At 68.8% G+C, this 23,601-nt stretch carries 25 protein-coding genes; 19 read left to right on the top strand and 6 right to left on the bottom strand.

The window, feature by feature from the left end; all coding sequences use genetic code 11:
* Nucleotides 1–120: 120 nt before the first annotated feature.
* The 3 genes from ACLJRM_RS23875 (at nt 121) to ACLJRM_RS23885 (ending at nt 3,138) form a co-directional block, all read left to right on the top strand.
* Complete coding sequence (locus tag ACLJRM_RS23875; protein ID WP_410664343.1) at nt 121–1,695, top strand: sigma-70 family RNA polymerase sigma factor; 1,575 nt, start codon at nt 121–123, stop codon at nt 1,693–1,695.
* Nucleotides 1,696–1,801: 106 nt separating this feature from the next.
* Nucleotides 1,802–2,242 (top strand): DUF983 domain-containing protein, encoded by a 441-nt coding sequence (locus tag ACLJRM_RS23880; protein ID WP_101611690.1) that lies wholly within the window; start codon nt 1,802–1,804, stop codon nt 2,240–2,242.
* Between the two features lie 32 nt (nt 2,243–2,274).
* Nucleotides 2,275–3,138 (top strand): Fpg/Nei family DNA glycosylase, encoded by an 864-nt coding sequence (locus tag ACLJRM_RS23885; protein ID WP_101611691.1) that lies wholly within the window; start codon nt 2,275–2,277, stop codon nt 3,136–3,138.
* 1 nt (nt 3,139) lies between these two features.
* On the opposite strand, the gene ACLJRM_RS23890 is transcribed toward ACLJRM_RS23885, so the two are convergent.
* Nucleotides 3,140–4,270, bottom strand: coding sequence for a serine hydrolase domain-containing protein (locus ACLJRM_RS23890; RefSeq protein ID WP_410664344.1), 1,131 nt, complete (start codon nt 4,268–4,270; stop codon nt 3,140–3,142).
* A 170-nt stretch (nt 4,271–4,440) separates the two neighbouring features.
* Here ACLJRM_RS23890 and ACLJRM_RS23895 point away from each other — a divergent pair, with 170 nt between their 5' ends.
* The 11 genes from ACLJRM_RS23895 to ACLJRM_RS23945 all read left to right on the top strand — a co-directional run bounded on the left by ACLJRM_RS23895 (nt 4,441) and on the right by ACLJRM_RS23945 (nt 15,456).
* Nucleotides 4,441–5,736: a histidine kinase gene (locus ACLJRM_RS23895; protein ID WP_101611693.1), complete on the top strand. Its 1,296-nt coding sequence runs from the start codon at nt 4,441–4,443 to the stop codon at nt 5,734–5,736.
* A 19-nt stretch (nt 5,737–5,755) separates the two neighbouring features.
* On the top strand, nt 5,756–6,601 hold the full coding sequence (locus ACLJRM_RS23900) for a S49 family peptidase (RefSeq protein ID WP_101611694.1): 846 nt from the start codon (nt 5,756–5,758) through the stop codon (nt 6,599–6,601).
* Between the two features lie 187 nt (nt 6,602–6,788).
* On the top strand, nt 6,789–8,222 hold the full coding sequence (locus ACLJRM_RS23905; protein ID WP_410664345.1) for a carbohydrate-binding protein: 1,434 nt from the start codon (nt 6,789–6,791) through the stop codon (nt 8,220–8,222).
* A 144-nt stretch (nt 8,223–8,366) separates the two neighbouring features.
* On the top strand, nt 8,367–9,206 hold the full coding sequence (locus ACLJRM_RS23910; RefSeq protein ID WP_410601671.1) for a LytR/AlgR family response regulator transcription factor: 840 nt from the start codon (nt 8,367–8,369) through the stop codon (nt 9,204–9,206).
* A complete protein-coding gene (locus tag ACLJRM_RS23915; RefSeq protein ID WP_101611696.1) occupies nt 9,203–9,727 on the top strand; it encodes a hypothetical protein in 525 nt (174 codons plus the stop codon). The genes ACLJRM_RS23910 and ACLJRM_RS23915 overlap by 4 nt, the downstream gene beginning before the upstream one ends.
* A 31-nt stretch (nt 9,728–9,758) precedes the next feature.
* The gene (locus ACLJRM_RS23920) at nt 9,759–11,549 is read left to right on the top strand and encodes a cation acetate symporter (protein WP_410664346.1); all 1,791 of its coding nucleotides are present in this window, start codon (nt 9,759–9,761) and stop codon (nt 11,547–11,549) included.
* Between the two features lie 140 nt (nt 11,550–11,689).
* Entirely contained in the window at nt 11,690–12,034 is a 345-nt protein-coding gene (locus ACLJRM_RS23925) for a DUF485 domain-containing protein (protein WP_174720489.1), read from the top strand.
* Nucleotides 12,031–13,662 carry a cation acetate symporter gene (locus tag ACLJRM_RS23930; RefSeq protein WP_410664347.1) on the top strand — a complete coding sequence of 544 codons (1,632 nt, stop codon included), beginning with the start codon at nt 12,031–12,033 and terminating at the stop codon, nt 13,660–13,662. The genes ACLJRM_RS23925 and ACLJRM_RS23930 overlap by 4 nt, the downstream gene beginning before the upstream one ends.
* Nucleotides 13,663–13,709: 47 nt before the next feature.
* Entirely contained in the window at nt 13,710–14,060 is a 351-nt protein-coding gene (locus ACLJRM_RS23935) for a rhodanese-like domain-containing protein (protein WP_101611700.1), read from the top strand.
* 35 nt (nt 14,061–14,095) lie between these two features.
* Nucleotides 14,096–15,034 carry a DUF4328 domain-containing protein gene (locus ACLJRM_RS23940; protein ID WP_410664531.1) on the top strand — a complete coding sequence of 313 codons (939 nt, stop codon included), beginning with the start codon at nt 14,096–14,098 and terminating at the stop codon, nt 15,032–15,034.
* Between the two features lie 113 nt (nt 15,035–15,147).
* Nucleotides 15,148–15,456: an antibiotic biosynthesis monooxygenase family protein gene (locus tag ACLJRM_RS23945; protein ID WP_043847837.1), complete on the top strand. Its 309-nt coding sequence runs from the start codon at nt 15,148–15,150 to the stop codon at nt 15,454–15,456.
* Here the strand turns inward: ACLJRM_RS23945 and ACLJRM_RS23950 are convergent.
* Both ACLJRM_RS23950 and ACLJRM_RS23955 read right to left on the bottom strand, forming a co-directional pair.
* Nucleotides 15,453–16,622: a cytochrome P450 gene (locus ACLJRM_RS23950; RefSeq protein WP_410664348.1), complete on the bottom strand. Its 1,170-nt coding sequence runs from the start codon at nt 16,620–16,622 to the stop codon at nt 15,453–15,455. The two genes, ACLJRM_RS23945 and ACLJRM_RS23950, sit on opposite strands and share 4 nt — an antisense overlap.
* A gap of 53 nt (nt 16,623–16,675) precedes the next feature.
* Nucleotides 16,676–16,891, bottom strand: a complete 216-nt coding sequence (locus ACLJRM_RS23955; protein ID WP_101611703.1) for a hypothetical protein — start codon at nt 16,889–16,891, stop codon at nt 16,676–16,678.
* A 351-nt stretch (nt 16,892–17,242) separates the two neighbouring features.
* Here ACLJRM_RS23955 and ACLJRM_RS23960 point away from each other — a divergent pair, with 351 nt between their 5' ends.
* The 5 genes from ACLJRM_RS23960 (at nt 17,243) to ACLJRM_RS23980 (ending at nt 20,773) form a co-directional block, all read left to right on the top strand.
* Nucleotides 17,243–17,812, top strand: a complete 570-nt coding sequence (locus ACLJRM_RS23960; RefSeq protein ID WP_101611704.1) for a hypothetical protein — start codon at nt 17,243–17,245, stop codon at nt 17,810–17,812.
* An 82-nt stretch (nt 17,813–17,894) separates the two neighbouring features.
* Nucleotides 17,895–18,779 carry a DUF5926 family protein gene (locus ACLJRM_RS23965; protein WP_410664349.1) on the top strand — a complete coding sequence of 295 codons (885 nt, stop codon included), beginning with the start codon at nt 17,895–17,897 and terminating at the stop codon, nt 18,777–18,779.
* Nucleotides 18,780–18,865: 86 nt separating this feature from the next.
* On the top strand, nt 18,866–19,219 hold the full coding sequence (locus ACLJRM_RS23970; RefSeq protein WP_101611706.1) for a DUF952 domain-containing protein: 354 nt from the start codon (nt 18,866–18,868) through the stop codon (nt 19,217–19,219).
* A gap of 205 nt (nt 19,220–19,424) precedes the next feature.
* The gene (locus tag ACLJRM_RS23975; protein ID WP_101611707.1) at nt 19,425–19,937 is read left to right on the top strand and encodes a SigE family RNA polymerase sigma factor; all 513 of its coding nucleotides are present in this window, start codon (nt 19,425–19,427) and stop codon (nt 19,935–19,937) included.
* Nucleotides 19,934–20,773 (top strand): hypothetical protein, encoded by an 840-nt coding sequence (locus tag ACLJRM_RS23980; protein ID WP_101611708.1) that lies wholly within the window; start codon nt 19,934–19,936, stop codon nt 20,771–20,773. Before ACLJRM_RS23975 ends, ACLJRM_RS23980 begins: the two co-directional genes overlap by 4 nt.
* Before the next feature lie 84 nt (nt 20,774–20,857).
* Here the strand turns inward: ACLJRM_RS23980 and ACLJRM_RS23985 are convergent, their stop codons facing one another.
* The 3 genes from ACLJRM_RS23985 to ACLJRM_RS23995 all read right to left on the bottom strand — a co-directional run bounded on the left by ACLJRM_RS23985 (nt 20,858) and on the right by ACLJRM_RS23995 (nt 23,588).
* Nucleotides 20,858–21,409 carry a ferritin gene (locus ACLJRM_RS23985; protein ID WP_101611709.1) on the bottom strand — a complete coding sequence of 184 codons (552 nt, stop codon included), beginning with the start codon at nt 21,407–21,409 and terminating at the stop codon, nt 20,858–20,860.
* Nucleotides 21,410–21,565: 156 nt separating this feature from the next.
* Nucleotides 21,566–22,777 (bottom strand): arginine deiminase, encoded by a 1,212-nt coding sequence (locus ACLJRM_RS23990; protein WP_101611710.1) that lies wholly within the window; start codon nt 22,775–22,777, stop codon nt 21,566–21,568.
* A gap of 13 nt (nt 22,778–22,790) precedes the next feature.
* Entirely contained in the window at nt 22,791–23,588 is a 798-nt protein-coding gene (locus ACLJRM_RS23995; protein WP_410664350.1) for a CPBP family intramembrane glutamic endopeptidase, read from the bottom strand.
* Between the last annotated feature and the right edge of the window lie 13 nt (nt 23,589–23,601).

Here is a 23,601-nt window from a genome sequence, read left to right on the forward strand (position 1 = left end):
CCCCGACAGGTGCTTCGGTGTCACACCTGGCGTACAAGGGGTGACGACGGCTGCATACCTCCGTATGGTGTCCCCATTCGACCGAATGGTGAGTCCTTCGGGGAGGAGGTGCCTGGCCGGATGACCGAGCAGGGCACGGTGCCGCTTCAGGCGGCCTCGGAATCCGACGAGCAGGCATTGCTCCAGCGGCTCCGCGAGGGGGAGGACGCCGCCTTCGGAGAGCTTTTCGAACTTCACGCCGCCGCGGTGCGGCGGCTGGCCCGCAGTCTGGCCTCCGATCGGTCGGAGGCGGAGGACATCACGGCCGAGACCTTCTTCCGGGTGCTTCAGGCGTTGCGCCGGGGTGCCGGTCCGCGGGACTACGTCCGCGCGTATCTGCTGACGGTGGCTCGCCGGGTCTCGTGGGAGTGGCATGGCGCGCGCCGTGACGTTCCGGTGAGCGACGACGAGCTGACCTTCCGGGCCGGGGCGGGCGCGGACACGCATGCCCGGACGGCCGAGCACTCGCTGATCACGACGGCTTTCACGAGTTTGCCGGAGCGCTGGCGTTCGGTGTTGTGGCAGACCGAGGTCGAGGGCGAGCAGCCGTCGATGGTCGCGCCGCATTTCGGGCTGAGCGCGAACGCGACGGCGGCGTTGGCACGGCGGGCGCGTCAGGGCCTGCGGGCGGCGTATCTGCAGGCGCATCTGTCGGTGAACCGCGGTCCGGATTCGTGCCGGGCGGTGGTGGAGAAGCTCGGCGGGTTCACCGCGGGCAGTGTCACCGGGGCCGAGGCTCGCCGGATCAAGGCGCACCTGATCGGGTGCCAGTCCTGCCGGGCCACGCACGACGAGCTGCGTGACGTCTGTTCTTCGCTGCGGGCGCACGCCGGCGTGGTGGCCCTCCTGCTGCCTGCCGCGGCCGGTGCCCACGCGAGCGGGGCGTTGTCCGGTTTCGCCGCGTCGGTGAAGGGGCTTCTGCTCGGCTCGAAGGTGAAGGTCGGCATGGCGGTGGCGTCGACGGCGGCCGCGGGCGCGGTCGGGATCGTCGCCGGTCCGGCCGTGTTCGGCACCGACGTCACGCACACGATCGGCTTGTCCGGTGGCGGGCTGCCGGAGCTGGCGTTGCTGCCGGCCCAGGTCGCCCCTCCGGCCCAGGATCGGCCGGTGGAGATCCCGCCGCAGCGGATCGCCGAAGACCGGCTCCACGGCAAGGGTTCCGGGCCGGTCGCGACCGGGCTGGGCCCGGGCGCCGAACTCGGCGTGGCCGACCTGCCGAACCTGCCCGGTGGTGCGGGCACGGCGCGGAAGGAACTCGGCGGCGGAGACTTCGAGCGGCCGCGGCCGCAGCCGCAGCCTCAGCCACAGCCCGGTCTGGTCCCGTCGCAGGAGACCTCGCCGCGGAACGAGGTCCCGCCGGAGACCGGCACGAACCAGACCACCTCGAAGCGGGACGACATCCCGCCGTCCGAGACGCTCAACCCGACCGAGGAGTCGCTGAACCCGACAACGACGCCACGGGACTCCACGACGCCTTCGGATCCGGACACGACGGAGGCGGCGCCAGACCCGGAAGGGTCCACTTCGCCGGTGACGGGCACCCCTGACGGCGGCACCGGGACGCAACCGGACGAGTCGTCGGAGGACGAGCCGAGCCCGGTGGAGCCGACTTCTCACTATCCGGAACCGGGCATCGACTACCCGACGTGCCCGTAACTCCCGAGAGGGACGTATCGCTTTCGAACTCTCGCGAATCCGGCCGTGATCACGGTACGGTGGGGGTCGCTCACGACGAGCGAGCGGCCGCGCGGGAGGCGACTGAATGAACCGGCTGGTGCACGGCGAGGACGGCCGTGACTGGGTGGTCCGAGCCCAGATGGAATGGCGTGCTCCCGCGACTGCGGACGATTTCGAGCACGATGTGGCAGGCAGCTACGGTCCGGGGATCGCGATGATCGTCGTGACGGCGGTGCTCGCGCTCGTGCTCATCATGTGGACCCCGACGGATGTGATGATCCCGTCCTGGGTTCCGCTGGCCCTGTTGCTGATCGCGTTGTTCTTCCCGTTGCGGTGGATTCTGCGCCGTCCGTGGACCGTGGTCGCCGAGACCGAGGGCGATCTGGCGGGCGACAGGCCGTCCGAGCGCTGGGTGGGCACGATCCGCGGCATGTTCACCGTGCGCGGCGAGGTCTCGAAGATCACCAAGACCATCCAGAAGCACTCACTGCCCGATTTCGACGGTCCGCTGCACCCGGTGGAGTAGTCGCGGCGGCCTGAACGCGCGAGACTGGGCGCATGCCCGAGTTACCCGAGGTCGAAGCGCTCGCTCACCACCTGCGTGAACACGCGGTGGGCAAGACGGTCTTCCGTGTCGACGTGTCGTCCCTCAGCGTGCTGAAGACGGCGACACCGCCGTGGACCGAGCTGCACGGCCGCGAGGTCACCGGGGCAGGCCGCTTCGGCAAGCATCTCGACCTCGTCGCCGGGGATCTCCATCTGGTCGTCCACCTGGCGAGGGCGGGGTGGCTGCGCTGGTCCGACGCGTTGTCGCCGACGCCGCTCAAACCCGGCAAGGGGCCGATCTCGCTGCGCGTCCACCTCGACGCGGCCGCGGGTCCCGGGTTCGACCTCACCGAGGCGGGCACGAAGAAGGGGCTGGCGGTCTGGATCGTGCGCGATCCGGAGAAGGAGGTCCCGAGCATCGCGCGGCTCGGGCCGGACGCGCTGTCGTTGGACCGGGCCGGGCTCGAGAAGCTGTTCACCGGGCGCACCGAGCGGTTGAAGACGGCGCTGACCGATCAGTCGCTGCTCGCCGGGATCGGCAACGCCTACTCCGACGAGATCATGCACATGGCGAAGCTTTCTCCTTACGCCACAACCGGAAAGCTGTCCGAAGGAGCGCTCGACGGGCTCTCGGAGGCCATTCGCGAGGTGCTGACCAGCGCCGTGACGCGCTCGGTCGGCCAGTCCGCGGCCCGGCTCAAGGGGGAGAAGCGGTCCGGGCTGCGGGTGCACGCGCGGACCGGGCTGCCATGTCCGGTCTGCGGCGACACGATCCGCGAGATCTCGTTCGCGGACAAGTCGTTCCAGTACTGCCCGACCTGCCAGACCGGCGGCAAGCCGCTGGCCGACCGGCGGATGTCACGCCTGCTGAAATGAGCTAGCAGAGGGCCGCGGCGACCGCCGGCAGCGGACTGCTCGGCAGCGGATCCTCGTGCGCCACGTCCTTCGCCAGGTCGTACACGTTCAACGCCAGCACGATCTGCTTCGAGCCGTCCTCGGTGCTCATCGAGACGCTGTAGAACCCCGGCCCCGCCCCGGTGTTCCCCCAGACCCTCTTCGGGCCGCCCGGGCACGGGAGGTTGAGCGTCTCGACACCGGCGCCGTACGCGCCGAACTCGCCCTGCGGCACCAGTCGCTCGAGTTCCGCCTGCTGCGCCGGTTCCAGGAGCCGTCCTGCCAGCAGCGCGCGATGGAACGTCGCGAGTTCGTCGACGGTCGAGACCATCGCGCCCGCGGTCCAGTCGTACGACGGACTGAACACGGTCATGTTCTTCGCCGGTTCGCTCAGGTCGTATCCGCGCAGATGCGGTCCGCGCAGGAACGGCGACCAGAGCGGGAAGTACGTCCGCCCGAGGCCGAGCGGATCGAGGAGCCGTCGCTGGATCTCTTCGCGGACGTCGTTGCGGGTGACCTTCTCGATCACCTTGCCCAGCAACAGATATCCCGTGTTCGAGTAGTCCGCCTTCGTCCCGGGCGCGAACGAGGGCGGGTCGGTGAGCGACCGCCGGATCACTTCCGACGGCGGATAGATGTGCGCCCGGTTCCCCCGGACGAGGTACGGGTCGAAGAAATGCGGATCCAGCGGATCGTGCACGCCGCTCGTGTGGTTCAGCAGCATCCGCAGGGTGATCTTTTCCGGCTCGTAGCCCGGTCCGCGCACGACGCCGGGCAGCCGCCGCTCGATCGAATCGTCGGGTGAAAGCGCGCCTTCACCCGCCAGTTGCAGCACCACCGCGGCGACGAACGCCTTGGTGTTGCTGGCGATCCGGAACCGGTGATGCGGTCCCGCGGGTTCGCGCGTGACCGGGTTCGCGTACCCGGCGCCGAACCGCGAGACCGTCTCACCGTTCCGGACCTGGACGACCGCTCCCGGGAATCCCCCTTCCGCGACCAGGTTCCCGACCGCCGTGCGCACCGGATCCCCGGTCGCCGCCGCCGTCCCCGCCGGCACGCTCGCCAGCAGGACCCCCGCCAGCGCGCCCGCCGCGAGCTTCCCCGTTCCGCGCATTGTGTTCCTCCCCCGGAAGCGATTGCCTACGGAGGAGTCTTTACTGGTCGACGGGGAGTGACCATGGGGAGAACACCCCGGTCTTGGGTAGGGTCGGCCCCACCCTCAGTTGTCACAACTCAACGGAAAGTGGGGAGCAGCCCTTGCACCCGGTTGGTCGAGCGCAGAGCATGGACGCCGTGTCCGGGCTCGAAATCGCGCAGATCATCCCGTGGGGTGTCGCGCTGCTGCTCGCGATCCTCGTGGTCGTCCTGCTGATCAAGCTGAGGCGTCCCGCGAGCATCGTGGAGAACGCGGTGCTGCAGGCCGTCCACCGGATGTCCAAGGCGACGCCGGATCTCCGTGAGGGGCTCGACGAGCAGGTCGCCGACAAGATCACCAGCCAGCTGCTGGAGATGCTCGACTGCGTCGCCGTCGGCATCACCGACAGCGAAGGCACGCTGCTGTCCTGGGACGGCGAGGCCAACGACCACTACGTCGATCTCGTCGACGCCATCGGCAACGCGATCCGCAAGCACCGCCGCGAGGTCGTCGCGCACGACAAGATGCCGTGCAACCACCGCGGCACCTGCCGGATGCGGACCGCGGTGATCGTCCCGCTGATCGTCGAGGGCGAGACCGAGGCGGCGCTGCTGGTCGTCGGGCGCACGCGCGGGCGGCTGGTGCAGATGGCCGACGCGGTCGCGCAGTTCGTCTGCACCCAGTTCGAGCTGGCGCGCCTCGACGAGTCGAAGAACCAGCTCCAGCAGGCAGAGATCAAGGCGCTGCGCGCGCAGATCTCGCCGCACTTCGTCTACAACGCGCTCAACACCATCTCGTCGCTGATCCGGACAGATCCGGAGGAGGCGCGAGAGCTGCTTCAGGACTTCGCCGACTTCACGCGCTACTCGTTCAGGACGTCAGGAATGTTCACTTCGCTCGCCGAGGAACTGCGGAACATCGACCGGTACCTGACCATCGAGAACGCCCGCTTCGGCGGACGGCTCGAGGTGCGGATGAAGATCGCGCCCGAGGTGCTTTCGGTGGTCGTCCCGTTCCTGATCATCCAGCCGCTGGTGGAGAACGCCGTCAAACACGGCCTCGCGTCGAAGCCGTCGGGCGGCTGCGTCACGGTGATCGCCGAGGACTACGGCGCCGAGGCGCTGATCAGCGTCGAGGACGACGGCATCGGCATGGAGCCCGCCAAGCTCGCGGACCTCCGCAGCCAGCACCGCACCGGCGCCCACGTCGGGCTCGGCAACATCAACCAGCGGATGCAGCAGGTGTTCGGCCGCGACTACGCGCTCATGGTCGAGACCGCTCCCGGTGCCGGCATGAAGGTGACCCTGCGGGTGCCGAAATTCATGCCCGGCGTGCGGCCGAACCTGCCGGACTTCTCCGCCGACAGCGCCGCCGTCCCCCCGCAGGGTGGCCCGAACGAGGCCAGTGGGGTGGCCGGTTCGCGCAGCGGCGTGCTGCCCTCCTGAACGTCGGTAACCTGGCGGTATGAGCGTTGCGGACAAGCTGACTTCCCGTCTCCCGATGATCGGCGATCGGGGTGAGCGCAAGGACGTCGTCGCCGTGGTGAAGCTGCACGGGGTGATCACGCCGACCCCGTCACCCTTGGCCAGGGGGTCGATCAACCTCGCCGCCGTCGAATCGGCGCTGACCCGCGCGTTCGCGCACGACCGGCTCAAGGCCGTCGCGCTGCAGATCAACTCACCGGGTGGCGCGCCGACGCAGTCGGGCCTGGTCGCCGAGCGGATCCGCCAGCTCGCCGACGAGAAGAACGTGCCCGTCCTTGCCTTCGCCGAGGACGTCGCCGCGTCCGGCGGATACTGGCTGGCCTGCGCGGCCGACGAGATCTACGCGCACCGGACGTCGATGGTCGGCTCCATCGGCGTGATCAGCGGCGGGTTCGGGTTCACCGGCCTGCTGGAGCGGTTCGGCATCGAGCGGCGGCTGCACACCGCGGGGACGAACAAGTCCCGGCTCGACCCGTTCAGCCCGGAGAAGCCGGAAGACGTCGAGTGGCTGAAGAAGATGCACGGCCAGCTCCACGAACTGTTCGTCGACTGGGTCACCGAGCGCCGGGGAGACCGGCTTTCCGGCTCCGACGATCTGTTCAACGGGGACGTCTGGCTCGGCGCCCGCGCGGTCGAACTCGGCCTCATCGACGGCGTCGGCAGCCTCCGCCAGGTGATCACCGAGCGGTACCCGGACGCCGAGATCTCCGTCGCCGAACCGAAGAAGGCGCTGCTGGCGCGGCTCGGCATCGGCGCTCCCGCCGCGGCGAGCGCACTGCTGGACGCGGTCCAGAGCAAGGCCGCCTGGAGCCGCTTCGGCCTCTGACGCGCGTGCAATGAAGGGGACTTTCATCGCAAATTTTGCAATGAAAGTCCCCTTCATAGCGTTTGGGGACGGGACGGATTCACCCGAACGGTGGTAGGCGTAAGTGGTTCAGACCAGGTCTCATATCGGACATACCGCTTTGTTGTGAACGGCAACAAACCCTCGACAGCGTTGACGAGGAGGTCCGATGTCCGTTACTTCTCCCCATGCGACCCGCCGGAGCCGCTGGAAGCTCGCGCTCGGTTCGGCGGTCGGCGCGGCCCTGATCGCGGTTCCCCTCACGATCCCCGCTTCCGCCGCCGTCCCGCCCCCGCCGTCCGGCTGGACCACCGTGTTCACCGACGACTTCACCGGCGCCGCGGGTTCGCTCCCGTCGAGCGCGAACTGGATCGTCGACACCGGCCACGGCTACCCCGGCGGACCCGGCAACTGGGGCACCGGCGAGATCCAGAACTACACCGCGAACCCCGCCAACCTCGCCCAGGACGGTGCCGGGAACCTGCGGATCACGCCGCAGCGTGACGGCGCGGGCAACTGGACCTCCGCGCGGATCGAAACGCAGCGCACGAACTTCAAGCCGCCGTCGGGCGGCGCGCTGCGGATCGAAGGCCGTATCCAGATGCCGAACGTCACCGGCGCCGCCGCACTCGGCTACTGGCCCGCCTTCTGGGCGCTCGGCTCGCCGTATCGCGGCAACTACTGGAACTGGCCCGCCGTCGGCGAGTTCGACATCATGGAGAACGTCAACGGGATCAACTCGGTCTGGGGCGTGCTGCACTGCGGCGTCAACCCCGGCGGCCCGTGCAACGAGACGACCGGCCTGGTCGGCAGCCGGGCCTGCCCCGGCGCCGGCTGCCAGAGCGCGTTCCACACGTACACCTTCGAATGGGACACGAGCGTCAGCCCGAACGTCTTCCGCTGGCTGGTGGACGGCCAGCAGTTCCATTCGGTCGCCCAGAACCAGGTCGACGCCACCACCTGGGCCAACATGACGAACCACGCGGGCTACTTCGTGCTGCTGAACGTCGCGATCGGCGGCGCGTTCCCGAACAACAACTCCGGCACCACGACGCCGGGACCGGGGATCGTGCCGGGGCATCCGATGCTCGTCGACTACGTCACCGTCCTGACCCGCGGCGGCGGCACGACACCCACCACGCCGACCACGCCCACGACACCGACGACGACCACGTCGAGCGGCCCCGGCGGGGGCAGCGCGTACGGCACGATCCAGGCGGAGTCCTACGGCCAGGCCGCCGGGATCGCCAAACAGGCGACGTCCGATTCCGGTGGTGGCCAGAACATCGGTCCCGCGGGCAACGGTGACTGGGCGTCGTATCCGGGCGTCGACTCCGGGACGCAGACCGGCAGGCAGTTCCAGGCGCGGGTCGCGTCCGGAGCGGCGGGCGGGGTGAGCGGGCTCGTCGAAGTCCGGCTCGACAGCCGGTCCAACGCACCGGTCGGGAGCTTCGCCGTCGGGAACACCGGCGGCTGGCAGAACTGGCGGACCGTGCCGGCGAACATCAGCGGGATCACCGGGAAACACGACGTCTACCTGACCTTCACGAGCGGGCAGCCCGCCGATTTCGTGAGCGTCAACTGGTTCACCTTCACTCCGTGAAGGGATAGGTGTGGCACGGCGAGGCGGTTCGTGTCACCGGAAAAGATGACGGCACCGGCCACCCCTGGCGCGGGGGTGCCGGTGCCGTCCTTTTCGTTCGACTTTCGTGAAGCGGGCTGGACAGGGACCCCGGCAATGGGCATTATGCGACTCACTGTGAGTGCTCACGATGACACCCGGAAGCTCATTGTCCTTGCGGTGGACGATGAGCCCAAAGGGCTAGACGAACTCGTTCACTGTCTCCGGAACAGCCCGCACGTCGCCCTGGTCTTCCCGGCGATAGACGCTTCGGAGGCGCTGCGACTGCTGTCCACCGACGACCCGAGGCTCGGCGATCGCAAGGCCAGGGGCCTGCCGATCGTGGACGCGGTGTTCGCCGACATCGACATGCCCGGACTGTCCGGGATGGAGATGTCCCGGGTGTTCGCCGCGCTGCGCCCGTCGCCCGCGCTGGTGTTCGTGACGGGGCACGCGGAAGAGGCGGTCAACGCCTTCGACCTCGGCGCGCTCGACTACGTGCTCAAGCCGTACCAACAGGATCGTCTCGACCGCGCGATCACCCGCGTGATCGACAAACTCGCCGCCAACGCCGCGCCGCAGTACGGCGGACCGGAGGGCGGCCCGGGGCTCGTCAAGAACGACGACGAGGTCATCCCGGTCGAGCTCGCGGGCACCACGAAGCTGATCCCGAGGTCTTCGGTCCGCTGGGTCGAGGCGCAGGGTGACTACGCCCGGTTGTTCACCAACGACGGCAGCCACCTGGTCCGCATCCCGCTCGCGCAACTCGAAGAGCGCTGGGAGAAGGCGGGTTTCGTCCGGATCCACCGGTCCTTCCTGGTCTCGTTGCCGCTGATCACCGAGCTGCGCATGGGCCAGGGCGGCTATCAGGTCGTCATCGGTAACGAGGAGAAGGTGCTGCCGGTGAGCCGCCGTCACACGCGCGCGCTCAAGGACCGGTTGGTCGGCGCCAACCGGTCGACGTGACCGACGACTACTATCGCCGGGTCAACGGCGTCCGCGAACCGGATCCGACGCTCGGCAAGGGCAGGAACAAGAAACCGGCGCCGGCCGAAGGGGCCGCCGTCGAGCCGGTGCCGGGTGCCCCGTCCGGCCCCAAGCACGAGCAGGCGAAGCCCGAGCACCACGCGAAACCCAAGCGGCAGCGGGTGATCCTCGCCGATCCGCGGCAGGCCACCAGCACCCTGCGGGCCAGGGTCGAACTCGAAGAACAGACCAGCTGGGGCAAGCTCCTGGTCCGGGATCTGGTGAAGATCCAGCTGCGGACGGCCTCCCTGCTGGCGCTGCTGGTGATGGTCACTCTGTGTTCACTTCCGGTGCTCTTCTACCTGATCCCGTCATTCGGCCGGGTGGTCGTTCTGGGCATCCCGTTGCCCTGGTTGATCCTCGGCGTGGCACCTTTTCCGTTCCTGTTCGGCATCGGACTCTGGTACAACCGGCTCGCCGAACGTCATGAACGCGACTTCGTCGACATGATCGAGAACTGATCGCGGAGCCGCACATGCGAGGATTCGTGGCGTGCAGCTGAATCCGTGGGCGATGGCCGGCATCGTGCTGGTCGCGGTCCTGACCTTCTATCTGGGGCACCGCTCCTCGCGGTCGGCTGTCAGCACGCATGACTTCCTCGTCGCCCGGCGCACCGTTCGCTCCCGCCGCAACGCGGCCGCGATCTCCGGTGAGTACCTGTCCGCCGCGTCGTTCATGGGCGTGGCGGGCATCGTGCTCAAGGACGGCGCCGACGCGCTCTGGTTCCCGATCGGGTTCACCGCGGGCTATCTCGCGCTGATGCTGTTCGTGGCCGCGCCGCTGCGGCGGTCGGGCGCGTACACGCTGCCGGACTTCGTCGAGATGCGGCTGGGTTCGACGATGCTGCGCCGGGTTTCGACGGCGTTCGTGGTGTTCATCGGGATCCTCTACATGGTCCCGCAGTTGCAGGGCGCCGGTCTGACGCTGGCGACGATCCTGCCCGTGCCCGCCTGGGCGGGCGCGATCCTGGTGACCTTCGTCGTCGGGTTCAACGTGATCGCGGGCGGGATGCGCGCGATCACCGTCGTCCAGGCCTTCCAGTACTGGCTGAAGCTGTTCGCCATCGCGGTGCCGACGTTCATCCTCTGCATCGTGTTCCTCGGCTCCGGCGGACCGGGCAGCGCGCGCCCGCTGGGTCAGCCCGCCCCGCCGATGTTCACCGAGAACACCACGATCTCCGTGCAGACCGACGTCACGCTCAAGGTCACCTCGGTGACCGTGCTCGAGGCGTACGGCCAGGTGGAAGGCGCGCGCGCCAACGGGTTCGCGGTGTGGACACCGGAGGCGCCGCACAAGGTCACCAAGGGCACGACGCTCAAGTTCACCGCGGGCACCCCGGTTCCGGTGGTCAGCGACGCGCCCGCGTCCAACGGCGACTGGCTCCGGCCGGGTTCGGGCAGTCTCACCGATCTGCTGCAGGTCTATTCGCTGATCCTCGCGACCTTCCTCGGCACCATGGGCCTGCCGCACGTCCTGGTCCGCTTCTACACCAACCCCGACGGCAAGGCCGCGCGCCGCACGACGGTGCACGTCCTGCTGCTGCTCGGGTTGTTCTACCTGTTCCCGACGCTGCTCGGCGCGCTTTCGCGGATGTACGTCCCGGAGCTGCTGGTGACCGGGAAGACCGATGCCGCCGTCCTGCTGCTGCCGTCCGCGGTCCTCCCCGGGCTCTGGGGGCAGATCCTGGGCGCGGTGACCGCGGCCGGTGCCTTCGCCGCGTTCCTTTCGAGTTCGTCGGGGCTGCTGGTGAGCGTCGCCGGGGTGGTGTCCACCGACGTGCTGCCCGGCCGGGTCCGCGATTTCCGGGTGGCGACGGCGATCGTGGCGCTGATCCCGTTCGCGCTGGCGGTCCTGCTGCCGTCGGAGGACCTCTCGCTTTCGGTCGGGATGTCGTTCGCGCTGGCCGCGTCCACGTTCAGTCCCCTGCTGTTGCTCGGGGTCTGGTGGCGGAAGCTCAGCTGGCCCGGCGCGCTGGCCGGGATGCTCGTCGGCGGCGGTCTCGTGCTGACCGCGCTGGTGGTCAACATCGTCAGCAAGTACACCGGTGACTGGGCGCCCTGGTTCTCGAACCAGCCCGCGCTGATCACCGTGCCCGCGGCGTTCCTGACCACTTACGTGGTGAGCCGGGCGACCGGGTACGGGCGGCCGGACGATGTCCACGGCGTGATGCTGCGGCTGCACGCCCCCGACCCGCTCGGGTTCATGCGCGATCGCGCGGTCGCCCGGTTCGGGCAGGCCGAAGAGAAGACGCGCACCACCGGCAAGGGCCGCCACCGGAAGTAAAGTCACTCTTTCGAGTCGTGACCATCTACTCAGAGTCGTACCGTTCACTCAAATGGATTGCCCCTCTCACGCCCCAAGAGGGGCATGATCTTTCGTGACATCGAAATCAGCGAATGGTTGCGGCAGGTGGGAGGTCCGAAGTGAGTGATACCGATCAAGACCTCGGGTCCGATCCGGAATCCGACTGGGAAAAGGTGCAGGCGAGTCCGGAATTCACCGAGCTGCGGCGACGGCTCCGGGTATTCGTTTTCCCGGTCTCGGTCCTGTTCCTGCTCTGGTATCTGCTCTACGTGCTCCTCGCCGACTACGCGACCGGGTTCATGGGCACCAAGCTCTTCGGCAACATCACCGTCGGCCTGGTCTTCGGCCTGCTGCAGTTCGTGTCCACCTTCGTGATCACCGGCCTCTATGTCCGGTACGCCAACCGGAAACTCGATCCGCTCGCCGACAAGCTCCGGCACGAGATCGAGGGGACCGAACGGTGAAAACGCTGGCAGCGGGCTTACAGGGCAGCAGCCCGACCCTCAACATCACCATTTTCGCGGTATTCGTCGCGATCACGCTGGTGATCGTTTTCCGGGCGAGCCGGAATACGAAGACCGCCTCCGACTACTACGCCGCGGGACGCGCGTTCACCGGTCCGCAGAACGGGATCGCGATCTCCGGCGACTACCTTTCCGCGGCGTCGTTCCTGGGTATCGCGGGTGCCATCGCGATCAACGGTTACGACGGTTTCCTCTACTCGATCGGGTTCCTCGTCGCGTGGCTGGTGGCGTTGCTGCTGGTCGCGGAACTGCTGCGCAACACCGGCAAGTTCACCATGGGCGACGTGCTCGCGTTCCGGATGAAGCAGCGCCCGGTCCGCGCGGCGGCCGCCGTCTCCACGCTCGCCGTCTCGTTCTTCTACCTGCTCGCGCAGATGGCGGGAGCGGGCGGCCTGGTGAACCTGCTGCTCGGCATCGAGGGGAACCTCGGCCAGGACCTGGTGATCGCCGTCGTCGGCGTGATCATGATCCTGTACGTGCTGATCGGCGGGATGAAGGGCACTACCTGGGTCCAGATCATCAAGGCCGTCCTGCTGATCGCGGGCACGTTCGCGATGACGATGTGGGTGCTCGGGAAGTACGGCTTCAACCTCTCCAGCCTGTTCCAGGCCGCCGTCGACAAGGGCGGCCAGACCGGGGAAGCGCTTCTCGGTCCCGGCAAGCAGTACGGGAAAACCGGCACGACCAAGCTGGACTTCCTGTCGCTCGGCATCGCACTGGTGCTGGGGACCGCGGGCCTGCCGCACGTCCTGATGCGCTTCTACACGGTGCCGACCGCGAAGGACGCGCGCCGTTCGGTGGTGTGGGCGATCGCGCTGATCGGCATCTTCTACCTGTTCACCCTGGTGCTCGGCTACGGCGCGGGCGCGCTCGTCGGCCCCGACGTGATCGCGAAGGCGCCCGGGACGACGAACTCTGCGGCGCCGCTGCTGGCACTCGAACTGGGCGGCCCCGTCCTGCTCGGATTCATCGCGGCGGTGGCGTTCGCGACGATCCTCGCGGTGGTCGCGGGCCTGACGATCACGGCGTCGGCGTCGTTCGCGCACGACGTCTACGCCAGCGTGATCAAGAAGGGCAAGACCGACCCCGACAGCGAGGTCCGCGTCGCGCGGATCACCGCGCTGGTGATCGGGGCCGTCGCGATCGTCGGCGGGATCCTCGCGAAGAACCAGAACGTGGCGTTCCTGGTGGCGCTCGCGTTCGCGGTGGCGGCGTCGGCGAACCTGCCGACCATCCTGTACTCGCTGTTCTGGAAGCGGTTCAACACCCAGGGCGCGCTGTGGAGCATCTACGGCGGTCTCGCGGTCTGTGTACTGCTGATCGTGTTCTCGCCGGCGGTCTCGGGTAAGCCCGTCGACGCGAAGACCGGGAAGAGCGCCTCGATGCTCCAAGGCGTCGACTTCCACTGGTTCCCGCTCGACAACCCCGGCATCGTCTCGATCCCCGTGGCGTTCTTCCTCGGCTGGCTCGGCACCGTGCTGTCCAAGGAACACAACCAGAAGAAGTACGCCGAGATGGAGGTCCGCTCCCTCACCGGTGCCGGTGCCGAAAAGGCGGCCCAGCACTGAGGCGTTCTTCACGCGCGCGCAACGGGACGGGATGCGAGGATGGCAGGGTGGTGAGCCCTGCTGACATCCCGACCGTCGCCGTCCGTGATCTGCCCAAGGACGGCGTCGCGCTGCTCGACGTCCGCGAGGACGACGAGTGGGCCGCCGGGCACGCCCCTGGCGCCAAGCACATCCCGATGGGTGAACTGCCCACGCGCGTCGGCGAACTCGACGACCTGCCCGACGACCAGCCGGTCTACGTGATCTGCCGCAGTGGCGGCCGGTCCGCCCGCGCCGCCGCGTGGCTCAACGCGAGCGGCTGGGACGCGGTGAACGTCGCCGGCGGGATGGGCTCCTGGCAGCAGGAAGGACGCCCGATGGTCGGCGACCATCCCGGCGTCGACCCCGAAGTGCTGTAACCGTGCAGCCGGGCCACTACCCGCCGAGGACACCGGTGCCGCCGGTGCGTCCCGCGCCGATGCAGCAGCCGCGGCCGCAGCCGTCGCGCTATCGCGTCCGCTGGGTCGCCTCGCCGCCTCCGGGCGCCTGGCCGCAGCGGCGCAAACCCGTGGCCGAGCACTACTCCGGTCCGCCGTCCTATCCGGTCCCGCCGCGATGGGGCTTCCCGAACCTGGTCTGGCGGCGTCCGACCGCGGTCCCCGGCACGGCGTCCGGCGAGGTCACCGCCGGGGAGCGGCTGCGGGTGATCACGCGCAGCGTCCTGCCGGTGCTGTGGACCTTCGCCGTCCTCGCGCTCGCCGCCGCGGCCTCCGAGATCTGGCGCTACGTCCTGCTCGTGCAGAGCCGCGATTCCGCGCTGTCGACGTCCGTCGTCACGGTCTCCGACACCTTCGTGATCACCACCGGCCTGCTCACGACGATCCTTTCGCTGCTGCCGTCGGGACTCACCGTGTGGTGGCTGCTCGTGGCCAGGCAGGCCGCCGCGGACGCCTCCGGCGAGGTGCCGCCGAGGCGGCAGTGGCAGGTGCTGGCGTTCGTGCTGGTGCCGGTGGTGAACCTGATCCTCGTGCTGCCGATCGTCGCCGAACTCGAGCACGCCGTCCTGCGCCGGACCCGCGAAACGCGGCCCAAGCCGTCGCGGCTCGTGATGGTCTGGTGGGGCGTCTGGGTGCTGAACTGGCTGCTGCTCGGGCTGGTCATCGTCTGGCGGTTCCGTGACGGCGTGCAGGCATTGGCCGACGGTGTCGTGCTGGTCGCGCTGACCGATCTGGCCGCGGCCGGGCTGGCGGTCGTGACGGCGCTGCTCGTGAAGCGCATGTCCGGTCTGCTCGCTCCCGTGGCTGAGAAGCGGCTTCGCCTGCTTCGCGTGCTGAAGGTGGACGGCGCTCCGGACCCGGACCGGCGCGAGCGTCCCGCCTCTTCAGTGCGCTGACCTGCTGGCTCGTGAGTGGTAAAGGCGGTTAGAACCGTCCTTGCCACTCACGAGCGCGGAGTGAGCCAGGTCACCGTTGACCTCCAGCTCACTCGAAGTTCAAGACTGTGCTCATGAGCGACGACGGCGTCACCTTCATCAACGTCTTCGAGATCCCCGCGGACCGCGTGGACGAGTTCGTCGAAACGTGGCGAGAGCGCGCGAAGCTGATGCGTGACGCGCCCGGTTTCCGCGACGCCAAGCTCCACCGCGCGCTGCTGCCGGACTCGCGTTTCCAGCTCGTCAACGTGACGCACTACGACAGCCGCGAAGCCTGGGAAGCGGCGGGGAAGAACCAGGTGTTCAAGGCGTCGACCGAACGCGCCGCCGAGATCGCGACGCCCAACGCGGCGCTCTACGAGGTCGTCGTCGAGTATCCCTAGCCCGCGGTGACCGGGAGCGACCGCAGGCCGCGGATCACGAACTCCGGCCGTCGTTCCGGCGGCTCCGCGAGCTTCAGCCCCGGCAGCTTCGTGGTCAGCGCGGTCAGCGCGGCCGCGATCTCCACCCGCGCGAGCGGGGCGCCGACGCAGTAGTGGATGCCCATGCCGAAGCCGAGGTGCGCGTTCGGTGTGCGGCCGATGTCGAGGGTGTCCGGCCGGTCGAACACCTTCGGATCCCGTGCCGCGGCGCCGAGGAGCGCGCCGATCTTCTCGCCCTCGGCCACCCGGTACCCGGCGATCTCGACGTCGGTGGTCGCCGTCCGTTCGAAGAGCTGGAGCGGCGCGTCGAAGCGGATCAGCTCCTCGACGCACGGGTCCATGAGGTCAGGGGAGGCCACCAGCCGCTCCCACTGGTCGCGGTGGGTCAGCAGTGCGTTGACGCCGTTCCCGATGACGTTCACCGTCGCCTCGTGCCCGGCCATCAGGAGCAGGACCGCGGTCGCGACCAGTTCGTCCTCGGTGAGTTCGCTGCGCAGGAGATCGCTGACGATGTCATCGCCGGGCGAACTCGCGCGCTGCTTCGCCACGTCACGCAGGTACTCGACGAACTCCGCCGCGGCGGCTTCGGCGGCGTCGCGCTTCTCTTCGGCGAGTCCGTACTCGTACATCTTCACGATGTGGTTGGACCACGAGACCATGCGCGGCCCGCCCTCGACCGGCACGCCCAGGAGTTCCGCGATGACCGCGACCGGCAAGGGCTGCGCGAGATGCGCCAGCAGATCGGCCGAGCCGGTTTCGGCGATCTCGGCGGCGAGGTCGTCGACCATGCGGTCCGCGAGTTCGGCGACCATCGGCCGCAGCCGCTGGACGTGCCCGCGTCCGAACGCGCCCGCGATCACCCGTCGCAGCCGGGTGTGGGCAGGCGGCTCGTTCTCCAGCAGTGAGTTGCGGTGCAGCAGGTTGAACGACGCGAACCGCTCCACCGGCAGCGCGTCCTGCCAGATCCGGCCGAGCCCGCGATGCCGCAGGACGGCGGCCGACGCCGCGTGCGACACCGCCACGGCGATGCCGAGGCCGTCGTGCCGGTGGACTTCGCCGCGCTCGCGGAGTTCGGCGAAGGACGGATACGGGTTCGCGAGGAAGGCCGGATCGGCGAGGTCGAACACGTCCCGACTGTAGCCGCGCCGCGCCGGGAGTGGCCCCGGCGCGGCGCCGGGAGTCACAGATGCAGCCAGAGCCCCAGGTGCAGGCCCAGCCCGTGGTGGTGATGGTGCCCGTGGTGGTGGCCGCCGCACAGCAGCAGGCAGTGGCGGGCCTGGTCGGCCGAGGCGGTTTGCGGTGAGGCCGAGGCCGTGCCCACCGCGGGCCCGGCCAGCATCAGCCCGAGTGCCACGGGCAACGCGGCCAGCGCTGCCCGGCGCTTGGAGGTGCTCATCTGTGGATCCCTTCTCCGCACTACGACGCCGGGATGGCGCCGTCATCGAGTATTCGGTGCGGTGAGGGTGAAACGGCAGGCTGATCACCCGCGATTAGATCGTCCGGATGATGACAACCATTTTCAGTCATGTTTCCGTGGTACACGAATGGCCGCTGAAACCGGCCGATCCGGTTGATCTCGGTGACGGCGGGGGTTTTCCGCGCGACGCTTTCGTTACCAACTCCGCTGAACCTCGGCCGTGGCCCGGCGTCTCTAGGGGTGTCGGAACGCGGAAGCGCGGGACGGCAAGGGGATTTCGTGGCCGTCTGGCCCGGAAAGCAATCGACTCTTTCGAACTGGGGTATTTCCATGCGTATTCGTCATGCCTTTTTCGCCGGTCTCACCGCCGCCGCTCTCGCGTTGCTGCCCGCGACCGCTTTCGCCACCGAAGCGCCGGTCGAGATGCCGGAGAAGCCGAAGGGCACCAAGTTCTGGGTCTCGCCGAAGGCCGTCGAGGCGGGCGGGAAGGTGACCGCCCAGGGCCGGTGCGTCACGCCGCACGGCTTCTCGATCGTCGCTCCCGAGGGGTTCACGCAGGTCTCGGACAAGTCGGTCAAGCGGGCCGGCGGCACCGACGTGAAGGTGACCTACAAGGCGCTTCCGGGTGCCAAGCCCGGTGACTACCTGTTCGTCCTCCTGTGCGACACCGTCGAGCCTTCGGCGACGGTGAAGGTCGTCCCGGCTGCGAAGAAGGAGCCGGTCAAGAAGGAGGCGCCGAAGCAGGTCTCGAAGGTCCCCGCGGGCGCGCCGCAGACCGGCGGCGGGCCCGTCGACGAGCCCGCGCCGGCCGGTTGGCTGATCGCGGGGCTGGCCGGAGCGGGTGTGGCGGGCGCCGGTGGCGTGGTCCTGATGCGCCGTCGCCCGGCCTCGCGGTCCTGATCGCGCGCGGGAAGGGCGGGGGCCTTACGAGGTCCCCGCCCTTCCCGCGATAGCGTTCCGAACCGAGCTTGAGGAGGCTGACGTGGGCAAGGGTTCGCGCAAGAAGGGTCCCAAGACGACTTCGGATCGCAAGCCGAAGGTGCGCGACGTCTTCGTCGGCCAGCCCTTCGAGGGGCTCGCGGCGGAGACCGAGCTGATCGCGCTGCGCGAGTTCGTCCCTTCGGCGACGGCGGCGCTCACGCTGGGGGGTTCCGGCGAGAAGGTCACCCTCGGCACGGTGCTGCCGATGGCGGCGGCCGCGTTCGTCCGGTCCGACGGCGAGCGCTACGTCGGGATGCAGGTGCAGACCCGGTCCTCGGACATCAGCCGTGACCTCGGCCGGGCGCTCCAGTGGGTGCTCGAGGCCAAGGAGGGCGACGTCCTGTCCGTGCCGGACACCACGACGCCGCCCACCGCCGACGAGAAGGCCCGCCTGCAGGACCTGCTCGACACGAGCGTCGAACTCGACGCCACGCTCTACAACGACTTCGCCTGGTGGCTGCCCGAGGACGCCGACGCGAGCGGCGACGTCGCGTTGTCCCTCGAGCGCGCGAACGCGGCGATCATGCCGACCGAACGCCTCGGCGCGGGTGCGTACTGGGTGCTCGCCGGCGAGAAGGCGCACCTGCGCTGGGTCCGCCCCGAACCGGAGAACCTGCTGCTGCAAGCGCTTGCGCGACTGTCCGCGGCCGGTGAACTGGGCCTCGGCGAGGGCTCCCGTTACGCCGGTTCGTTCCGTGCGCACGGGCTGCTCGTCCCGGTGTGGGACCTCGACCCCGAGGCTCACGCCCGCGAGTGGGCCGACGCGAAGGACCAGCTCGGCGTCCGGCTCGACGCCGCGCTGAAGTCCCTCGACACCGAGCCGCTCAACGCCACCGAGCGCCGCTCCCGCGACGGTCTGATCGGCCGCCAGCTCACCATCCGCTGACCCACCCCTCGCGTTTCGTCCTCTGGTTGCGGTAGTTGCACGCGCATCTACCGCAACCAGAGGACGAATTGCGTCAGGATGGGCGCGTGATCCTTCATATCTGTGGGCAGGGCGAGTGGGCGGCGGTGCCCGAAGGCGGCGTCTACACCGCCGCGTCCCTCGATTCCGACGGCTTCATCCACTGCTCGGACCCGGGAACGGCGCATATCCCGGCCGGCGCCGTGTTCCCCGGCCGCACCGATCTGGTGCTGCTGGAGATCGACCCGGCGCTCGTCGGCGCGCCCGTCGTCTGGGAGGACGGCGACCCGCCGCATCCGGCCGGGATCCAGTTTCCCCATGTGTACGGTCCGATACCGCGTAACGCGGTGGTGGCCGTGCACGAATTCCCTCTTCGGGGGGACGGTTCGTTCAAGATTCCCGAGTCCGTGTCGAGACGTTGAGAAGCGCAACGCCTCACCCGGACGGGCGTCTCTCGAAATGGTTCGCGGCTGAAGACAACCTGTGGGGGCGGTCATGCGTTTCGGGAGAGGTGAGCCAGAGATACCTGGCCGAGTGACCCCGGGAGGAGGCGATACGGTGACCGCTGCCGCGACGGTCATCTCGGGGACGGATGTCTGGGGGTCCGGCGAGACCCGAGGGAGAGACGTGCCGGCCGAGCTCACCGACTTCGGCGACTTCGTGCAGGCCAGCCTGCCGGGTCTGCTCAGGTACGGCCACGCCCTCACCGGGAACCCGCACGACGCCGCCGACCTGGTCCAGACCGTGCTGGAGAAGATCGGCTCGCGCTGGTCCTACGTCCAGCACAAGACCGGCGACCCGATGGCCTACATCCGCCGTTCGATGGCCAACGCGCACGTCAGCCGGTGGCGCCGGACCAAACGGGAGAGCCTGGTCGCCGACCTGCCGGACACGCAGCCGTACAGTCCGGCTGATCCGTTCGAGCACGAGCCGCTGTGGCAGGCGTTACGCGCGCTGCCGCCGAGGCAACGCGCGGTGATGGTCCTGCGTTACTACGAGGGGCTGTCCGAAGCGGAGATCGCGGATTCGCTCGGCATCAGCCAGGGCACCGTCAAAAGCCAGGCGAGCAAGGCGATCGCGTCGCTGCGCACGAAGCTCGCACTGTTCGAGCCCAAAGGTGAAGGGAGGGAAGCGGGATGAACATGTCCGAGGAGGACGTGCAGCAAAAGCTGCGTGACCTGTTCTCAGATGAGCGGATGGGCGCGGGATCCACGCTGAATCCCGAGACGATCGTCGAGGGCGCCCGTCGTCGCCGTCGTCGCCGCCAGATGATCCAGACGACGAGCGGGATGGCCGCCGCGGTGGTCATGGTCGGCAGCGGGCTCGCGGTCTTCTCGATCCACTCGAAGGACAACGGCGCGGTCATCTCGGCCGATCAGCTCAGCATGGGACAGTCCGCGACCAGCCAGGTGCAGCCGGGACCGGGGACTTCGGCGCCACCGGTGTCGTCGTCGGCGGCAGCGCCGACCCAGACGTCCGTGCCACCGCCGTCGACGGCCTCCGACGGGCCCGTCAAGCCGCCGAAGAGCACCGCGGCCACGAAACCGCCCGCGCAGGGCAAGGTGACCACCGGCGCGCTGCTGACCTCAGCCGGGTTCGGCAAGCTCCGGCTCGGGATGAGCGAGGCCGAGGCCGAGGCCACCGCCGGGCCGCTGCGGGCGAAAGAGGTCCGTGGCGCTTGCACCTACGGCTATGCGGAGGGATCCGCCGTTCCGGGGCCGACGTCGGTGTCGCTGACCGAGGGCAACGGGATCACCGTCATCAATCCGGCCGGCACGGTGCACACCCCGGAAGGGATCGGGGTCGGCTCGACCGAGGCGGACATCCTCGCCGCGTACCCCGGCAGCACGAAGGACGGCAGCGCCTACGTCGCGCCCGCCGGCGCGGTGAGCGCGTACCGGATCTTCGTGGCCAACGACGGGTCGGCCGTCAGCATCTTGCTGACCAGCCTCAACCAGGACTGCCAGTTCAGCTGAGGTCGTCCGCGCGCAGAAGAAAACCCGGGCTGCTCCAAGGGGGAGAGCCCGGGTTTTCTCTGTGGTGGGAGAGCGGTCAGTGCGTCAGAGCGCGCCGCCCGCGACCGGGGGCATCCCCGTGTCGGCTCCGCCGTCCCCGATGGACTCGCGGTGCAGGTGGTTCTCCACCTCGAACAGGTTGCCGTTGGCGCGTTTGACGATGTTGAGCAGCGTGGACATCTGGGAGATCTCTTCGACCTGCTCCTTGAGGAACCACTGCGTGAACTGCTCGCCGATGTAGTCCTCTTCGGCGCGGGCGGCCTTGGCCAGCTGCTGGATGTCGGTCGCGACGTCCTTCTCCTGCTGCAGCGCCAGCTCGATGAGTTCGGTGACGTCGGAGAACGTGTTGCGCACGTCGCCGGTGCCGGGGATCTCGACGTGGTGGTCGGTGTCCAGCATGTACTGGATCAGCGCCATCGCGTGATTGCGCTCCTCGACGGACTGCTTGTAGAAGTGCTTCGCGAGCTGCGGCAGGTCCTCGGCGTCGAACCAGACCGCGAGCGCGATGTACTGCTGGGAGGCGTTGAACTCGTTGTGGATCTGCGCCTGCAGCAGTTCGTAGAACTTCGAGCGCGGTTGCTTCTTGATGAGGGCCATGCATTCAAAGATACGTCATGCGCTATTCGATTTCCACTTTTGCCTGGTGATCTACCCCCTATTAGGTTACCATTACCGACAATAGGTCCACCTCAATTAAGTAAGCCTTCCCTAATCAATTCTGATCGATTAGGGAAGGCTTACTTAATTTTTGTTTCAGATGCTTTCGCGCCGGATCGGGCACGACATGCAGCGCGGCCCGCCGCGGCCGGAGCCCAGCTCGGAGCCGGTGATGGCCAGCACCTCGATACCGGCCTCCTCCAAGCGGGCGTTGGTTTCCACGTTGCGTTCATAGCCGACGACGACGCCGGGCGCGAGCGCGAGGGTGTTGTTCCCGTCGTCCCATTGCTCGCGTTCCGCGGTGACCGGGTCGAGCCCGGTGTCGATGACGCGGAGCCGGTCGATTCCCATTGCTTCGGCGGCCGCGGTGAGGAATGGGGCCGGGCCTTCCACCTTCATGGAACCGTCATCGGTCGGCCGCATGGTGAACGCGGTCAGCGAATCGCGGGAAAGCGGATACATGACCACGGCGTCGGCGGCGACCATCGTGCAGACGGTGTCCAGGTGCATGGTCGCGCGGGTCTGCTGGATCGGGACGGCGAGCACGGTGTGCGCGATCCCGTCCGCGAACACCGACCGCGCCAGCGACTCCGCGCCCGCCGCGGTGGTCCGTTCGCCGACGCCGATGGCCAGGACGCCCGGCGAGAGCAGCATGACGTCGCCGCCTTCGATCGGCGCCGAATGCGCGCCGTACGCGCGGGACGCGTGGCGGAACCACGGGTGGTAGGCGTAGATCAGGTCCAGGACGGCGGTCTCGCGGACGCGGGCGGGCATGGTGAGCGAGGAGACCGCGACGCGGTCGCCGATCCACGCCGACGAGTCACGGGTGAACAGCAGGTTCGGCAGCGGATCGACGGCGAAGTCGTTCGGGTGGTTCATCAGCCGGACCAGCGAGACCCCCTCGGCGGCGGGGAGTTCCTCGAACGTCATCCCGGCCATCAGGGCCTCGGCCAGCACCTCCGGGGAGACGCTCGACAGGTGGGAACGGAGCGAATCGGCCAGATCGAGCCCGAGCCGCCGCTCGTCGACCGCCGCGTGCACGCCCGCCGCGTGGGCACGGGTGTCCGCGAGCGCCGTGCGCAGCGCGTCGGCCAGCAGCAGCACCTCGACACCGCGGCCGCGCAGCACCTCGGCGAACGCGTCGTGCTCCTCCTGCGCGCGGTCCACCCAGGGGATGGAATCGAACAGGAGCTGGTCGTTGTTGCGAGGCGTGAGCCTTTTGAGCTCGTTGCCGGGCCGGTGCAGCAGAACCGCACGCAGGGGGCCGACTTCGCTGTCAACTCGGGGTGGAGTCGTCTCGTCAATCACTCCGCGAGCTTAGCTAGGGAAGCCAGGAAACTCGCCCCTTGAGCAGCGCGTATCCGACGAAGGAGACGAAGTCGAGCGCGGTGTGCGCGGCGATCAGCGGCCACAGCCGGTTCGTCTTCTGCCACAGTCTGCCGAACACCAGGCCCATCACGACATTGCCGACGAAACCGCCGAAACCCTGATACAGGTGATACGACCCGCGAAGCACGGACGAGGCGACCAGTGACGTGTTCTCGCGCAGCCCGAGTTGCCGCAGCCTGGTCAACAGGTACGCGACGACGAGCACCTCTTCGGCGAACGCGTTCCCGAAGGCCGACAACGTCAGCGTGATCGGGCGCCACCACGTTTCGCCCAAAGTGGACGGTTGCACCGACAGGCTGAATCCGAGGCTGTAGGAAAGGAAGTACAGCCCCAGTCCCGGAATCCCGATCACCGCGGCGAGCAGGAGGCCGTGCAGGACATCGCGGCCCGGGCGGCTCCGGTCGAGCCCGATCTGCGCGAGCTTCATCCCGCCGCGCCACAACAGGTACAGCCCGAGCGCGCCCCAGCCGACCAGCTGGCCCGCGCTCAAGAGCTGCTTGAGCAGGTCTACCAGGCTCAGCGTCGCCTGGGGGACGTTGAGCTGGGCTTGTTGTTGCGCCAGCGGGACGGGCTGCAGCAGCGAGTCCACAAGGGACAGCAGACTGCGCAGCCCGGACAGGCCGAGGGTGATTCCGAAGACGACGACCAGTTCGATGACGATCGCGCGGCGGCGCGCCGGGTCTTCCACGAATTCCGGCAGCGCCGGGCGTTCGGGACGCAGCCAGCTCATCGGTCGCACGTTA

Source organism: Amycolatopsis sp. lyj-84, from assembly GCF_046549075.1.
Lineage (GTDB): Bacteria > Actinomycetota > Actinomycetes > Mycobacteriales > Pseudonocardiaceae > Amycolatopsis.

What these genes read in the sequence shown, in the direction of transcription:
- ACLJRM_RS23875 (WP_410664343.1), top strand. Translation starts at nt 121, where the DNA reads ATGACCGAGCAGGGCACGGTGCCGCTTCAGGCGGCCTCGGAATCCGAC.
- ACLJRM_RS23880 (WP_101611690.1), top strand. Translation starts at nt 1,802, where the DNA reads ATGAACCGGCTGGTGCACGGCGAGGACGGCCGTGACTGGGTGGTCCGA.
- ACLJRM_RS23885 (WP_101611691.1), top strand. Translation starts at nt 2,275, where the DNA reads ATGCCCGAGTTACCCGAGGTCGAAGCGCTCGCTCACCACCTGCGTGAA.
- ACLJRM_RS23890 (WP_410664344.1), bottom strand. Translation starts at nt 4,270, where the DNA reads ATGCGCGGAACGGGGAAGCTCGCGGCGGGCGCGCTGGCGGGGGTCCTG.
- ACLJRM_RS23895 (WP_101611693.1), top strand. Translation starts at nt 4,441, where the DNA reads ATGGACGCCGTGTCCGGGCTCGAAATCGCGCAGATCATCCCGTGGGGT.
- ACLJRM_RS23900 (WP_101611694.1), top strand. Translation starts at nt 5,756, where the DNA reads ATGAGCGTTGCGGACAAGCTGACTTCCCGTCTCCCGATGATCGGCGAT.
- ACLJRM_RS23905 (WP_410664345.1), top strand. Translation starts at nt 6,789, where the DNA reads ATGTCCGTTACTTCTCCCCATGCGACCCGCCGGAGCCGCTGGAAGCTC.
- ACLJRM_RS23910 (WP_410601671.1), top strand. Translation starts at nt 8,367, where the DNA reads ATGCGACTCACTGTGAGTGCTCACGATGACACCCGGAAGCTCATTGTC.
- ACLJRM_RS23945 (WP_043847837.1), top strand. Translation starts at nt 15,148, where the DNA reads ATGAGCGACGACGGCGTCACCTTCATCAACGTCTTCGAGATCCCCGCG.
- ACLJRM_RS23955 (WP_101611703.1), bottom strand. Translation starts at nt 16,891, where the DNA reads ATGAGCACCTCCAAGCGCCGGGCAGCGCTGGCCGCGTTGCCCGTGGCA.
- ACLJRM_RS23960 (WP_101611704.1), top strand. Translation starts at nt 17,243, where the DNA reads ATGCGTATTCGTCATGCCTTTTTCGCCGGTCTCACCGCCGCCGCTCTC.
- ACLJRM_RS23980 (WP_101611708.1), top strand. Translation starts at nt 19,934, where the DNA reads ATGAACATGTCCGAGGAGGACGTGCAGCAAAAGCTGCGTGACCTGTTC.
- ACLJRM_RS23985 (WP_101611709.1), bottom strand. Translation starts at nt 21,409, where the DNA reads ATGGCCCTCATCAAGAAGCAACCGCGCTCGAAGTTCTACGAACTGCTG.
- ACLJRM_RS23995 (WP_410664350.1), bottom strand. Translation starts at nt 23,588, where the DNA reads ATGAGCTGGCTGCGTCCCGAACGCCCGGCGCTGCCGGAATTCGTGGAA.